The 13199-nt window shown below is 50.7% G+C and carries 14 protein-coding genes; 10 read left to right on the forward strand and 4 right to left on the reverse strand.

From position 1 onward, the window contains the following. Positions 1-129: 129 nt before the first annotated feature. The 4 genes from yebG to ptrB all read left to right on the forward strand — a co-directional run bounded on the left by yebG (position 130) and on the right by ptrB (position 3738). Positions 130-411: a DNA damage-inducible protein YebG gene (gene yebG, locus APU02_RS06405; RefSeq protein ID WP_060569586.1), complete on the forward strand. Its 282-nt coding sequence runs from the start codon at positions 130-132 to the stop codon at positions 409-411. Between the two features lie 71 nt (positions 412-482). Further along, positions 483-833: a protein YebF gene (gene yebF / locus APU02_RS06410; protein WP_042287860.1), complete on the forward strand. Its 351-nt coding sequence runs from the start codon at positions 483-485 to the stop codon at positions 831-833. Between the two features lie 95 nt (positions 834-928). Next, positions 929-1594 carry a tellurite resistance TerB family protein gene (locus APU02_RS06415; RefSeq protein ID WP_042287858.1) on the forward strand — a complete coding sequence of 222 codons (666 nt, stop codon included), beginning with the start codon at positions 929-931 and terminating at the stop codon, positions 1592-1594. Between the two features lie 83 nt (positions 1595-1677). Beyond that, positions 1678-3738: an oligopeptidase B gene (gene ptrB, locus APU02_RS06420; protein ID WP_060569587.1), complete on the forward strand. Its 2061-nt coding sequence runs from the start codon at positions 1678-1680 to the stop codon at positions 3736-3738. Here ptrB and exoX read toward each other — a convergent pair. The 3 genes from exoX to APU02_RS06435 all read right to left on the reverse strand — a co-directional run bounded on the left by exoX (position 3735) and on the right by APU02_RS06435 (position 5416). Then, positions 3735-4397 carry an exodeoxyribonuclease X gene (gene exoX / locus APU02_RS06425; protein WP_042287853.1) on the reverse strand — a complete coding sequence of 221 codons (663 nt, stop codon included), beginning with the start codon at positions 4395-4397 and terminating at the stop codon, positions 3735-3737. The genes ptrB and exoX overlap by 4 nt on opposite strands. Positions 4398-4420: 23 nt before the next feature. Next, positions 4421-5077, reverse strand: coding sequence for a carbon-nitrogen hydrolase family protein (locus tag APU02_RS06430; protein WP_042287851.1), 657 nt, complete (start codon positions 5075-5077; stop codon positions 4421-4423). 108 nt (positions 5078-5185) lie between these two features. Further along, entirely contained in the window at positions 5186-5416 is a 231-nt protein-coding gene (locus tag APU02_RS06435) for a DNA polymerase III subunit theta (RefSeq protein WP_042287849.1), read from the reverse strand. A 137-nt stretch (positions 5417-5553) separates the two neighbouring features. Here APU02_RS06435 and yobA point away from each other — a divergent pair, with 137 nt between their 5' ends. From yobA to APU02_RS06450, 3 genes are read left to right on the forward strand one after another with little or no spacing between them, the layout of a single operon-like run. Then, positions 5554-5916 (forward strand): CopC domain-containing protein YobA, encoded by a 363-nt coding sequence (gene yobA / locus APU02_RS06440; protein WP_042287846.1) that lies wholly within the window; start codon positions 5554-5556, stop codon positions 5914-5916. A gap of 2 nt (positions 5917-5918) precedes the next feature. Beyond that, on the forward strand, positions 5919-6791 hold the full coding sequence (copD, locus tag APU02_RS06445) for a copper homeostasis membrane protein CopD (protein WP_060569588.1): 873 nt from the start codon (positions 5919-5921) through the stop codon (positions 6789-6791). A gap of 16 nt (positions 6792-6807) precedes the next feature. Continuing rightward, positions 6808-7146, forward strand: coding sequence for a YebY family protein (locus APU02_RS06450; RefSeq protein WP_060569589.1), 339 nt, complete (start codon positions 6808-6810; stop codon positions 7144-7146). Between the two features lie 453 nt (positions 7147-7599). Here APU02_RS06450 and APU02_RS06460 read toward each other — a convergent pair whose 3' ends face one another. Then, complete coding sequence (locus tag APU02_RS06460; RefSeq protein ID WP_060569590.1) at positions 7600-8253, reverse strand: LuxR C-terminal-related transcriptional regulator; 654 nt, start codon at positions 8251-8253, stop codon at positions 7600-7602. 1001 nt (positions 8254-9254) lie between these two features. Between APU02_RS06460 and APU02_RS06465 the strand changes: the two genes are divergently transcribed. The 3 genes from APU02_RS06465 to APU02_RS06475 all read left to right on the forward strand — a co-directional run bounded on the left by APU02_RS06465 (position 9255) and on the right by APU02_RS06475 (position 13177). Next, on the forward strand, positions 9255-9812 hold the full coding sequence (locus APU02_RS06465) for a fimbrial protein (RefSeq protein ID WP_082636783.1): 558 nt from the start codon (positions 9255-9257) through the stop codon (positions 9810-9812). A 71-nt stretch (positions 9813-9883) separates the two neighbouring features. Further along, positions 9884-10585: a molecular chaperone gene (locus APU02_RS06470; RefSeq protein WP_229264050.1), complete on the forward strand. Its 702-nt coding sequence runs from the start codon at positions 9884-9886 to the stop codon at positions 10583-10585. 42 nt (positions 10586-10627) lie between these two features. After that, a complete protein-coding gene (locus tag APU02_RS06475) occupies positions 10628-13177 on the forward strand; it encodes a fimbria/pilus outer membrane usher protein (protein WP_060569591.1) in 2550 nt (849 codons plus the stop codon). Positions 13178-13199 lie beyond the last annotated feature (22 nt).

Here is a 13199-nt window from a genome sequence, read left to right on the forward strand (position 1 = left end):
AAATATCCCCCGATAAAATTGGCCGCAGTATATACGAAAACGTTTGCGTCTGTCTTTATTACCAGGTTGATTTCAGACCGTAAATGGAATATACTGTATATAAATACAGTAATATTGAGAGGCTGCAAAATGGCGGTTGAAGTTAAATACGTAGTCATTCGTGAAGGTGAGGAAAAAATGTCATTTACCAGCAAAAAGGAAGCCGATGCGTATGACAAGATGCTGGACACGGCGGATCTGCTTGACACCTGGCTTGAACAGTCGCCGTTAGCGCTGGAAGACGAACAGCGTGAAGCGCTTTCCCTGTGGCTGGCAGAACAGAAAGATGTCCTGAGCACTATTCTCAGAACCGGCAAATTGCCATCGCCGCAGGTGGTTGAGTCCTCGGAAGACGACACCCAGGCCGCCTGAGTCTGACTTGCGCTCCTGCCGTTTTGTACCATGCTTTTTCTGAGTCAACGCAATGGGCTACGGAGAAAAACATGAACAAAACGGGCGCGCTGCTGAGCCTGCTGCTGGTTGCCAGCGCAACGGCGTATGCAGCCAGTACAGACAGCAAAACGGTCAAATTTCCTCAGTGTGAAGGGCTGGATGCCGCGGGCATTGCGGCGAGCGTTAAGCGCGATTATCAACAAAATCGTATTGCGCGCTGGCCTGACGATCAAAAGCATGTTGGTCAGGCCGATCCTGTTGCCTGGGTTAACCCGAAAGAAATTACCGGCCAGGATGGAAAATGGCAGGTGCCGCTGACCGTACGCGGCAAAAGCGCGGATATACACTATAACGTCAGCGTCGATTGCAAAGCCGGCAAGGCGGAGTATCAGCCGCAGTAACGTCATAATTTGCGCATCTTTTGCAGGAAAATACATTTCCTGACATCCCCTCGGGTACGATTTGAAGATTCATTGTCAGTACTTGAGGGGCAAAAATGGCTAACTGGCTAAATCAATTACAATCTTTGCTCGGACAGAGCGGAGCGTCTTCGTCGTCTTCCTCTTCCGGTCAGCAAGGATTAAGTAAACTGTTGGTTCCCGGCGCGCTGGGTGGCCTGGCAGGTTTACTGGTCGCAAATAAATCTTCCCGTAAATTACTCAGCAAATATGGCACTGGCGCGCTGCTCGCGGGCGGTGGCGCGATTGCTGGCACAGTATTATGGAACAAGTACAAAGACAGAGTGCGTGCCGCCCATCAGGACGAGCCGCAATTTGGCGCGCAGAGTTCGCCGCTGGATGTGCGCACCGAGCGTTTGATCCTGGCGCTGGTTTTCGCTGCAAAAAGCGATGGTCATATTGATGCGAAAGAGCGCGCCGCTATCGAGCAGCAGTTGCGTGAAGCGGGCGTGGAAGAGCAGGGGCGCGTGTTCATCGAGAAGGCTATTGAGCAACCGCTCGATCCGCAGCGTCTGGCCGAGGGCGTTCGCAACGAAGAAGAAGCGCTTGAGGTTTACTTCCTGAGCTGTGCGGCCATTGATATTGATCACTTTATGGAGCGCAGCTACCTTAACGCGCTGGGCGATGCGTTGAAAATCCCGCAGGATGTCCGCGAAGGTATTGAACAGGATCTCAAACAGCAAAAGCTGGCGTTACCCGGCTAACCGCTGAATGCAGCATGTTTCGCTTGCATCATTCGTGAGTTTTGCCACCCTTAGAGGATGTATAATCACGAAAGAACAGTGACATGCTGCCGAAAGCCAATCGTATTCCCTACGCCATGACGGTCCATGGCGATACACGCATCGATAATTATTACTGGCTGCGGGACGATAGCCGCTCGCAGCCGGAAGTCCTTGACTACCTGCGCCAGGAAAACGCCTACGGGCATCAGGTCATGTCCACCCAGCAGGCATTGCAGGACCGCGTACTGAAGGAAATTATCGATCGCATTCCCCCGCGCGAAGTCTCCGCGCCTTATGTGAAGAACGGTTATCGCTATCGCCATATTTACGAACCGGGCTGCGAGTACGCCATTTATCAGCGTCAGTCGGCGCTCAGTGAAGAATGGGATGAATGGGTCACGCTACTTGACGGCAACAAACGGGCGGCGCATAGCGAGTTTTACACCCTTGGCGGGCTGGCTATTACTCCTGACAACTCGATTATGGCGATAGCGGAAGATTACCTGTCCCGCCGACAGTACGGGATTCGTTTCCGTAATCTTGACAGCGGCAACTGGTATCCGGAAATGCTCGATAACGTCGCCCCCGAGTTTGTCTGGGCGAATGATTCTCTGACCTTCTATTATGTGCGCAAGCATGCCACAACGCTGTTGCCTTACCAGGTCTGGCGCCATACCGTTGGCACGCCGTCGAATTACGACGAACTGATCTACGAAGAAAAAGACGATACGTTTTACGTCAGCCTGCATAAAACAACCTCGCAGCATTACATTGTGATCCATCTTGGTAGCGCGACGACCAGCGAAGTGCGGCTGCTGGATGCCGAGTTGGCCGACGCTGAACCGTTCGTCTTTTTGCCGCGTCGTAAAGATCACGAGTACAGCCTTGATCATTACCAGCACAAGTTCTACCTGCGTTCGAACCGTGACGGCAAAAACTTCGGTCTGTATCGCACTCGTGTCCGTGACGAAAAAAAATGGGAAACGCTGATCCCGCCGCGGGACGCTATCATGCTGGAAGGCTTTACCCTGTTTACTGACTGGCTGGTTGTGGAAGAGCGGCAGCGCGGACTGACCAGCCTGCGGCAAATTAACCGTAAAACGCGAGAAGTTATAGGCATCGCCTTTGATGATCCGGCTTATGTCACCTGGCTTGCTTATAATCCGGAGCCGGAAACCTCACGGCTGCGTTACGGCTACTCTTCCATGACCACGCCCGACACGCTGTTTGAACTGGACATGGATACCGGTGAGCGTCGGGTGATTAAGCAAACGGAAGTGCCCGGTTTCGACGCCGCAAACTACCGAAGCGAGCACGTGTGGATAACCGCGCGCGACGGCGTCGAAGTGCCGGTATCGTTGGTCTACAACCAAAAGTATTTTCGTAAGGGGCAAAATCCGCTGCTGGTCTACGGCTACGGGTCGTATGGCTCCTGTATGGATGCCGATTTCAGCAGTAGCCGCTTAAGCCTGCTGGATCGCGGCTTCGTCTATGCCATTGTCCATGTGCGAGGCGGCGGTGAGTTGGGACAGCAGTGGTACGAAGACGGTAAATTTCTTAAGAAGCGCAATACGTTCAATGATTATCTAGATGCGTGCGACGCGCTGCTCGCGTTGGGTTTTGGCTCGCCTTCGCACTGTTACGCTATGGGTGGCAGCGCCGGTGGTATGTTGATGGGGGTTGCCATTAACGAACGTCCCGAGCTTTTTCATGGTGTGATTGCCCAGGTGCCTTTTGTTGACGTGGTCACGACGATGCTGGATGAGTCGATCCCGCTGACGACCGGGGAATTTGAGGAGTGGGGAAACCCGAAAGATCCTCAGTATTACGCGTATATGAAAAGCTACAGCCCTTACGATAACGTCACCGCACAGGCTTACCCTCACATGCTGGTCACGACCGGGTTACATGACTCGCAGGTGCAATACTGGGAGCCGGCGAAATGGGTGGCAAAACTGCGCGAGTTGAAAACCGACGATCGCTTGTTGCTGCTTTGCACTGACATGGATTCGGGACACGGCGGGAAGTCAGGTCGCTTTAAATCGTATGAAGGCGTGGCGCTGGAATTCGCTTTTCTGATTGGCCTGGCCCAGGGGACGTTACCGGGGCAAGGCGAGCATTAAGCGTTTTCCAGATAGTGCTTTAATGTTAAGCGCAGCTCCGGGCTCATGCTGTCGAGATTATTAAACAGCCAGCGCAGATAGCCCGGATCGCGCTCTGCGATCTCAGACACCGGTTTACCGCGGTATTTGCCAAAGGTGAAGGTGGTGAGCAGCGCCGGACGTCCGGTAATCTCGACCATCTGCTCTGGCGTCCAGCCTGAACTGTTCATGATATCGATCAGCAAGGCCGCCGTAATATAGCAATCATATAATGCGCGGTGGTGGTGCAGGCCGGCCGGGGTTTGCACGTTCAGCTTACGGGATTTATACAGCGCCATATTGCTGTATTTGATGCCGGGCCACAGCCGACGCGACAGCTTCATGGTGCAAATCCACTCACCCGGCATATCCGGGAGCACGCGGCGGTCGAAGCTGGCGTTATGCGCAACGTACCACTCGCTTCCGTAATAATGCGGAATAATCTCTTCAATCCAGGGTTTATCGGCCACCATCGCTTCGGTAATACGGTGGATCGCCATCGCCTGAGGGGAAATAGGGCGGTCAGGACGCACCAGGTGGCTCATCGGGTTGACGATCTGACCATCGATTACGTCGACAGAGGCGATCTCGACAATCCCGCCCTGTAAGCCACAGGTTTCTGTATCGATGATGCGTAGCATGTAACACTCCTGACCGAAAACGACTAGCGTAATGGAATGATATCACCTTGCCAACCCCGTGGGGTGCGCTGTCCCGTTAATAACAGCGGACCGCGGTCAGCGCGAACGATAAGTCGACCACTTTCATCCCATAATGCGCTGTTGCCACGCGCATTGGCCATCAGTACGGCAATCGAAAATTTATGAGAAAAGTTTTGCAACCGTGACGTTGAGGAGAGTAATTCTGGCTCGCCGACGCTCTGGCTGGTGGTGAACAGTGAAAACGCCGGGTCCAGATCCATGCCTTCCGGTTGATCATCCACCACGCGTATCGTTTTAAGATCGTTGCCAAGGCAAGCGCCAAGACTGTGATGATAGGTACGCGGCGCGGTCATCCACGGCGCAAAAACGGCCATGCCTTTGACAAAGCGCTCATTATGCTCCACGGGCAGGCCGGCAATGATTGTCATACGATGATGCGCTGCAGCCCAGGACAGCGGTTGGAGCAGACTGGCATCCGGCGGCGCAGGTAACGCCTTTCGGTCGTCAGCGCAGCCGGACAATGAAAGGGATGGAAAGACCAGCAAATTGCAATGTTGTTGGGCCGCCGCTTCGATAAAGGCGAGATGCTGAGCAACGCGTTCGCGGACAGGTGTTTTTAGGGGTTCATACTGCGCGGCAGCGATTTTCCAGTTCGACATAATGACTTCCTTTTCATAGTGTCTACAATCGTTCTTAAATGATAGATTAAGAATAGACTTATACTGTAGCAGGCAATATGTAAGGATATGTAACTTTAAAGCAAAACGTTATTTTACTTTTGGCTCATACGGTAAACGTGACAACGTCACAGACGTCAGGCGGTGGGCGATAAGACGCTCGCGGAACCAGTCGCGCAGATGCTCTGGCTGTTCGCGCTCCACAACCTCGGCGACGACGGGCATGTTATAGCGTTCTTTAAACGCCACGCCAGCGGCCGCCAGATCGACATTCACTTTATCCATTTCAGCTTGTTCAAGCTGAGCGAGATTTTTTTGCATGGTCTTCTCCTTAGGTATTGCGCGCAAAAGTTACTAAGAGACCGCCGCGATGGCAAGTCGCAATTGATGCGTCTCGACTCAAACATTATAGAGGGTTATCCTCTGAAGATAAGACATAACAAAAAGGAATAGTTGATATGGTCACTCCTGCACGTACGCTCCTGTTTCTGACCGCCATGCTGACGACGCCCGTAGTCTGGTCGCATGCGCATCTGACGCATCAGTATCCGGCTGCCAATGCCAATGTAACCGCCGCGCCGCAGGCGCTCACCCTTAACTTTTCTGAAGGGATTGAGCAAGGTTTCAGCGGTGTGACAATTACCGGTCCAAAGCAGGAGGCTATCAAAACACGGCCCGCCAGGCGCAACGAACAGGATAAAACGCAACTGATTGTGCCCCTTGATGACGCACTGCCGCCGGGGACGTATACGGTTAACTGGCACGTTGTGTCCGTTGATGGCCATAAAACCAAAGGGCAGTACACGTTTAGCGTGAAATAAGTATGCTGTCGCTCACCTGGGTCACGCTTCGTTTCATTCATTTTACCGCGCTGATGCTGATATTTGGCAGCGCGCTTTACGGTGCGTGGCTGGCGCCGGTGGCGCTTCGTCGTCTGATGAATTGCCGGTTTTTACGTCTGCAACAGTACGCTGCTGGCGCGAGTTTTCTGACTGCGGCGCTGATGCTGGCAGTGCAGGGCGGTTTGATGGGCTCCGGGTGGCAGGATGTATTCTCTGTGTCAATCTGGCGCGCGGTTCTGCAAACCCAGTTCGGCGGCGTCTGGCTATGGCAAATTATTCTCGCCCTTGTGACGCTGGTGGCAGTGCTTCTCGTTCCGCGAAATTTACCGCGACTGCTGCTGATTTTAGCGTTTGCCCAGTTTGCATTGCTGGCGGGCGTCGGCCATGCCACGCTGCATACAGGCATTTCAGGCGCGCTACAGCGGAGCAATCACGCGCTGCATTTGCTCTGTGCTGCGGCCTGGTTTGGCGGTCTGATGCCAGTCCTCTACTGTATGCGCCTGGCAAAAGGCCGTTGGCGTCAGCAGGCCATCGCCGCCATGATGCGTTTCTCGCAATATGGTCATCTCGCCGTGGCGGGCGTGTTGATCACCGGGATCGCGAATGTCGTATTTATTCAGGGATTCTCCCTCCCCTGGCGAAGCGGCTGGGGCCAGTTGCTTTTGTTAAAATGTGCACTTGTGGTGCTAATGGTGGCAATTGCGTTGCTGAATCGGTATGTTCTCGTACCACGGATGCGGCTGGGACATTGCCGTATCAATCAGTATTTTATCTGGATGACAAAAGTTGAATGGGGTATGGGAGCGGCGGTTCTGGCGATTGTCAGTCTGTTCGCGACTCTGGAACCGTTCTGAAGGACAGGCAAAATTCATGAAAAAAATGATTCTTTCTTTGCTGCTGTTGGTCAGCTCCGGCGCGGCGCTGGCGGCACCGCAGGTCATTACCGTTAGCCGTTTTGAAGTGGGTAAAGATAAGTGGGCGTTCAATCGGGAAGAAGTGATGCTGACATGCCGACCGGGAAACGCGCTGTATGTGATCAACCCGAGTACGCTGGTCCAGTATCCGCTTAATGACGTGGCGCAGCAGCAGGTGGCCAGCGGAAAAACCAACGCTCAGCCTATTCACGTTATTCAAATAGACGATCCGGCAAAGCCAGGGGAAAAAATGAGTCTTGCGCCCTTTATCGAACGCGCCGAAAAACTCTGCTAATTACCAAAAATATCTTTCTGATTTCCAATAAAAAACCGCAAGTATCGTCGAAACGCGCTTGCGGTTTTTGCTTTTTAGCACATGACGGATGCCTGTTTTTTCCAACCACTTTCGCCATGGACTGGAAAACCTGGCGTCGTCATCTATTCTTATAAGGCAAGGCGACTTAGCCTGCATTAATGCCAACTTTTAGCGCACGGCTCTCTCCCAAGAGCCATTTCCCTGGACCGAATACAGGAATCGTATTCGGTCTCTTTTTATCTGCCTGTAGGCGATATCGCGTGAAAGGCAGGCCCGTCATCACCAGTAAGCTGGCGTTACGGTCAGTTTTGTTATACCACAGCAAAAAACGGTTTAACATTTCTTTTACGAAAAATCAGTGCCTCTATCACGTCCAGTCGGCGACGCTGGAAGCAGAGTTGTCGTCGTGGAGTGGAGCGTCAACGGCCGAACTCACTTGTGTTGCGAAGTGAGCAAGCCTCCATTGTGAAAAAGTCCCTGCAGGTTACGAACGCCGACTTTCTGATAGATGCGCGATCGATGCGCATATATGGTTTTAGGGCTTACGTTAAGGGCTTTCGCGATGCTCTCAACCCGTTTACCTTTCAGAATCATACGAATGATCTGATGCTCGCGTCGGGTGAAACGCGACAATAGCTGATTGCTGGTGATGTTGATATTTTGTGGCGCGCGTTTTTGCAAAATAAAGTCTCGCAAATTTTTTTTGATCTCTGCCACTGGCGCGCCTTTAGCTAAGCAACAGTCAACCTCGGCAATAGGCAATTCCTTATGGATAACAAGCATCATCGAACCGAAAATTTTCATTCCCTGAATTAAGTTAAGCACCTGGGAATTGCCGATCAGCCGCACATCGTAATCTGCGATAAGCAGTCTGTCTTCATTTTGAATCATATCCTGAAAGTTCATGTGAAATACACTCTCACAATGTACGACGTTATAAAGCACTCCTTTTTCGCTCAGGATCTCTGGCAGCATTGAATGGATGATATGCTTTATCGCCATAAAGAAGTAGCGGTCAGTCGTAATAACAGTAATTGTTGACTCATGACATAAGCGTTCAGCGACAGGGCTCAATTTCTTACCCATTTTACTCTCCATAACGGGGCCATATCCTTTTATTACCTTTTCTCCATTCGCATGATTAATCACCACGTATAGAGAATCAATGTTTGTTTTTGCGGGAAAAATCCTGGCATAAAAAGATAACGATTTCTGGGTATTTACAGTTTAATGCAATGCGGCGACTAGCTTTTCGACTTTTACGCGAAAAGAAAAATATTTACACTGCCAATTTCTATTACGTATAATTATATGAATTCAATGGGAATTTTATGTTCGTCTTTTAACAAGTCTATTACTATTACGTAGATTAATTATCTTTTATTAACTATCACTGAATCTACTGACTGTGTCTGCATTAAGAAAACTCTTATTTTATGCGCGTTTTTCATGCCTGTATGTGCCATAAACGGGTTAAAATTGTATGCAAAAACACCAATACGGTGGATTTACTTTCTTTTGAAAGCATTATTTGTGAAAAATTATCTAATACATTACTTTTTGATATCATTTTGTTAACATTGTCGGGTGGGATAGGTTTCTTTTTTATTGACAGTAAACGGAAACTTGCCTGGTCAAATTCCTCGTACGTAGAAATGCGCCTTGACCATGTCATCAATAGGCATATTAGGATTTTTTTCTAAATTTTTTTGCGGTGTTGTGTTCTGTCTGGCAATTAGAATGTGTGCAGATAAATCATTTTCAATGATTTATCGTTCAACGCGTTCGAAATTGATTGTCAGACTAATTTCTTAATCTGCATTTTTATTTAAATTCAAAATAAAGAATTTTGTCCTATTTTTAAGCTAAAGTCTTAATCGACCTTTACTGAGATAATTCGCTGCTTTAGTATTTATTTGTCGAAGGCCTAACAAAACTTAGGGTACATCTACGTTCAGCCGCTGTGATATGTGGTCTGGGCTTATATCATCCTTCGCAAAGAAAAGGGTATTAATAGAAGTGGTTTAATACTCGTGCTACTGCAATTTATTCCGCGTGAATATTTTAATATACATGGAGTTTGTACAATGAGCATCAAAAAAACGTTTCTGGCTGCCGCTTTAATTGCTGGAGGATTTGGCACGCAGGCACAGGCCGCTGATGGTACGATTTATTTTGAAGGTAAACTGACCGGCACTACCTGTGATATCACCGTTGACGGCCAGGCTTCACCTGCAACAGTCGTTCTGCCGGAAGTCAGCACCTCTCTGCTGCAGACTGAAGGTCAGACAACGGCGGATACCGGTTTTAATATCCAGCTTGCTAACTGCACGGGCGTCACCAGCACATCAACGGCGGCGGCATTCTTCGAAAACGGTTCTACGGTTGACACGACTACCTTTAACTTGCTGAACACTGACGAAAGTGTGCCTGATGGCGCGACCAATGTTCAGCTGCAGTTGGTTGACAAACTGACAGACCTGCCGCTGCAGGTGGGCCACACTAACCAGACAACTACTACTTCACGCATTGATATGAGCAGCGGCGCAGCCAGCCTGCCTTACACCGTGCGTTATTACGCAATGGGCGCGACAACGCCTGGAACAGTGAAAAGCCAGGTTAACTTCAGTATCGATTACGAATAATCATAACGGAAAGATATTTTCATTATGACAGCAGGCGAGCGTAATGCTCGCCTGAAAAAAGGACTTGAGCGATGAAAATGAAATTACTGCCCCTTATCTTTGCCTTGTTTTCCACGCTTGTGGTCTTTTCCGCAAACAGTGCGGTTATTATTGCTGGCACTCGCGTCGTGTATCCAGAAAAGGATAAAGAAGTTTCCATCAAGATGACCAATAATGGCAAATCACCGGTATTAATCCAGTCGTGGATAGATTCCGGCGATCGTCATTCCCGTCCGGATAATGCCAGGGCTCCCTTTACGTTGACGCCTCCTATTAACCGCGTCGATCCCGGAAAAGGGCAGTCATTGCGGATACGTTATACCGGCGAGACCTTGCCAAAAGATAAAGAGTCTATCTTCTATCTCAATGTACTGGAAATCCCGGCAAAGGTGAAAAACGCCGAGGATAAAAGCATGCTGCAAATGGCTTTTCGTTCTCGTCTGAAGCTTTTTTATCGACCGTCCGGGCTGGCGATGACCGCCAGTGATGCCCAGCAGCAGGTGAAATGGACGCGTCAGGGCACGACGGTAACCGCCAATAATCCCACCCCATATTTTATTAATGTCGCTTACTTTTCTGAGGATCGTGACGGGAAAGTCAGTATTGGCAACGGCGGGATGCTGGCGCCAGGCGAGGTAAAAACCTTTCAGCTCAGCCGTGCTGCGGGTAATTACTATCCCTTCATCATTAACGACTATGGCGCTATGCGTCTTATTGAAACTGAAAAAAAGTAATGCCGAATACAAAATTATAAAGTGCAGTTACAGGAAGATATCATGGAACGGAACCTTAATTTAACCATCACCGGCACAATGACGCTTTGTCCTCTTGCGATTGCCATTGCTACCGCCTGTTTTTCTGTTGCCTGTGCGGCTGATACTTCTTTCGTTGAATTCAATACCAATTTTATTAGTCCTGATAGCAAAAACCGTATTGATATCGCTCGTTTTCAGAAAGGTGTCCCGATCCCCGGGAAATATAACGTTGAAGTGATTATCAACGACGTTACCATGGGGCAGTATGACCTGCAGGTATCAAATGGATCAGGTCAGAATGTCGACGGTGACATATGTCTGTCGAAAAAAACATTTATCAATCTTGAATTTAATACCGAGAAACTCTCAAGGGAATCGCTCACGCTCCTCAACCGCGCGGAGGATAATGACTGTTTGCCGATAAATCAGATCCTGCCCGAAGCATCGTTCGAGCTGGATACCGGTGAACAAACGCTTAGTCTCGCGATTGCCGATATCTACTTAATTAAGCGCCCGCGTGGTTACGTTAACCCGGCATTATGGGATCAGGGGATCACCGCCGGTATTCTGAACTACAATGCGAACTTTTACCGCAACGTAACCTCGCATAACGAAAGCGATGCGATTTATGCCGGGATTAACAGCGGTTTTAACCTGTTAGGCTGGCATTTTCGCCATAACGGCAGTCTGAGCTGGCAGGAAGACTTTGGCCGTCATTACCAGGCCCTGGATACCTACGTGCAGCGTCATATTCCAGAGATAAGCAGTAAATTAACGCTGGGCGATGCCCACACCACGGGCGAACAGTTTGATACCCTGGCGTTTCGCGGTATTCAACTCGCGAACGCGGAGCAGATGCTGCCTAATTCCCAGCGTGGCTATGCGCCGTTAATTACCGGTATCGCCAGAACCAACGCCAGGGTAAAAGTGATGCAGCAGAACCGTTTGTTGTACGAGACGACGGTTGCGCCTGGCGCGTTCGAAATTAACGATCTCTTTTCCACGGGTTACGGTGGTGAACTTGAAGTCATTGTGGAAGAAGCCGACGGTTCAGTACAGCGTCAGCTCGTGCCGTTTGCCTCCACCAGTAATCTCTTGCGCCCTGGCATCACGCACTACAGCGCTACCCTCGGTACGTTGCGTAAAGGCTGGGTCGAGGATGAACCTTTTCTCGCCGAGTTCACCTGGCGTCGGGGGCTGTCCAATCGATTCACCGCGTATACCGGTATTCAGGGAAACGAGGACTACAAAGCCGGGCAAGTGGGGTTGGCCATGGGGACCCATGTTGGCGCCTTTTCATTCGATGTGACCCATGCCAGGAGCACATTACCGAAAGAGTATGACCGCTTTGGCAAAACGATGTCCGGGGAAAGCTATCAGCTGAAATACAGCCATTCTATTGTACAAACCGGCAGCAATATCAGCGTGGCGGCCTACCGGTTTTCTACCGAAGGCTACATGGACTTTATGACGGCGATGCAACTGCGAGAGGCGCTGAATCATTATGATAGCCGGCTCGAGGTTTATCGTCCCAAGAGCCGTCTGGGGATCACGGCTAACCAGCGGCTTCCTGATGGTTGGGGGAATTTTTATGCCAGTATTTACCAACAGAATTACTGGAAACAGCATGGGCAGGATCGCCAGTATCAGCTTGGCTATAACAATCACATCGGCCGGGTTAACTATAGCCTGAGCGCCAGCCGTAACCGCAATGGCGAGGGTGACTATGAGACCCGTTATATGCTTAGCCTGAGTATTCCTTTCTCAAGCGGTAGTCCGTTTAGCCAGATGTCCGTCAACCTCAACCGCGACAACGATGGGCGCATGCGCGAACAGATTGGGATAAGCGGGACGGCGCTGGACAACAATGCCTTCAGCTACAGCGTCAGCGCCGCCAACGCCAATAAAGGCGGAACCCGCAGCGCGGCCTTTAACAGTTCGTTGCGCACCCCGTACACCACGCTACAGACCGCAGCAGGGGCAGGCAAAAACTACCACAACTATTCACTGGGCGTGAACGGTACGGCTGTCCTGCACAGCGGCGGTCTTACCCTGTCGCCATACACCGCCGATACCGTGGCGCTGGTCGAAGCGAAGGGGGCGAAAGGGGCGGCTGTCAGCAGCTATCCGGGAGTCAGCATCGATCGTTTTGGCTATGCCGTCGTGCCTTATCTGAACGCCTGGCAAATGAACGAAGTCAGCCTCGATCCGAAAGGCTTACCCGACGACATTGAGTTAAACCTGACCAGCCAGAAAGTGGCGCCATACAGCGGCGCGGTCGTTAAGCTTCAGTATGGCACCACAGTGGGAACACCGGTGCTGATTGTCCTGGACGAAAACAGCAAAGTACCGTTCGGCGCGGACGTCTATGACAGCAGTCAAAATTCTGTCGGCGTTGTGGGTCAGGGAAGACGTATTTTTGCTCGCCTGGCAGAGCAGAGTGGTCAACTGAACGTGCGCTGGGGAGAGTCGGCGCATCAACAGTGCCTGCTCAACTATCAATTACCGTCTCGCGATAAAACGGACAGCCGCGGCATGCTGACCATCAATGGTCGCTGTGTGTCGCAGTGACCCCGCGAACCGGCCATGTGAT

Source organism: Citrobacter sp. 50677481 (genome assembly GCF_001463265.1).
GTDB lineage: Bacteria > Pseudomonadota > Gammaproteobacteria > Enterobacterales > Enterobacteriaceae > Citrobacter_A > Citrobacter_A sedlakii.

What these genes read in the sequence shown, in the direction of transcription:
- yebG (WP_060569586.1), top strand. Translation starts at nt 130, where the DNA reads ATGGCGGTTGAAGTTAAATACGTAGTCATTCGTGAAGGTGAGGAAAAA.
- yebF (WP_042287860.1), top strand. Translation starts at nt 483, where the DNA reads ATGAACAAAACGGGCGCGCTGCTGAGCCTGCTGCTGGTTGCCAGCGCA.
- APU02_RS06415 (WP_042287858.1), top strand. Translation starts at nt 929, where the DNA reads ATGGCTAACTGGCTAAATCAATTACAATCTTTGCTCGGACAGAGCGGA.
- ptrB (WP_060569587.1), top strand. Translation starts at nt 1,678, where the DNA reads ATGCTGCCGAAAGCCAATCGTATTCCCTACGCCATGACGGTCCATGGC.
- exoX (WP_042287853.1), bottom strand. Translation starts at nt 4,397, where the DNA reads ATGCTACGCATCATCGATACAGAAACCTGTGGCTTACAGGGCGGGATT.
- APU02_RS06430 (WP_042287851.1), bottom strand. Translation starts at nt 5,077, where the DNA reads ATGTCGAACTGGAAAATCGCTGCCGCGCAGTATGAACCCCTAAAAACA.
- APU02_RS06435 (WP_042287849.1), bottom strand. Translation starts at nt 5,416, where the DNA reads ATGCAAAAAAATCTCGCTCAGCTTGAACAAGCTGAAATGGATAAAGTG.
- yobA (WP_042287846.1), top strand. Translation starts at nt 5,554, where the DNA reads ATGGTCACTCCTGCACGTACGCTCCTGTTTCTGACCGCCATGCTGACG.
- copD (WP_060569588.1), top strand. Translation starts at nt 5,919, where the DNA reads ATGCTGTCGCTCACCTGGGTCACGCTTCGTTTCATTCATTTTACCGCG.
- APU02_RS06450 (WP_060569589.1), top strand. Translation starts at nt 6,808, where the DNA reads ATGAAAAAAATGATTCTTTCTTTGCTGCTGTTGGTCAGCTCCGGCGCG.
- APU02_RS06460 (WP_060569590.1), bottom strand. Translation starts at nt 8,253, where the DNA reads ATGGGTAAGAAATTGAGCCCTGTCGCTGAACGCTTATGTCATGAGTCA.
- APU02_RS06465 (WP_082636783.1), top strand. Translation starts at nt 9,255, where the DNA reads ATGAGCATCAAAAAAACGTTTCTGGCTGCCGCTTTAATTGCTGGAGGA.
- APU02_RS06470 (WP_229264050.1), top strand. Translation starts at nt 9,884, where the DNA reads ATGAAAATGAAATTACTGCCCCTTATCTTTGCCTTGTTTTCCACGCTT.
- APU02_RS06475 (WP_060569591.1), top strand. Translation starts at nt 10,628, where the DNA reads ATGGAACGGAACCTTAATTTAACCATCACCGGCACAATGACGCTTTGT.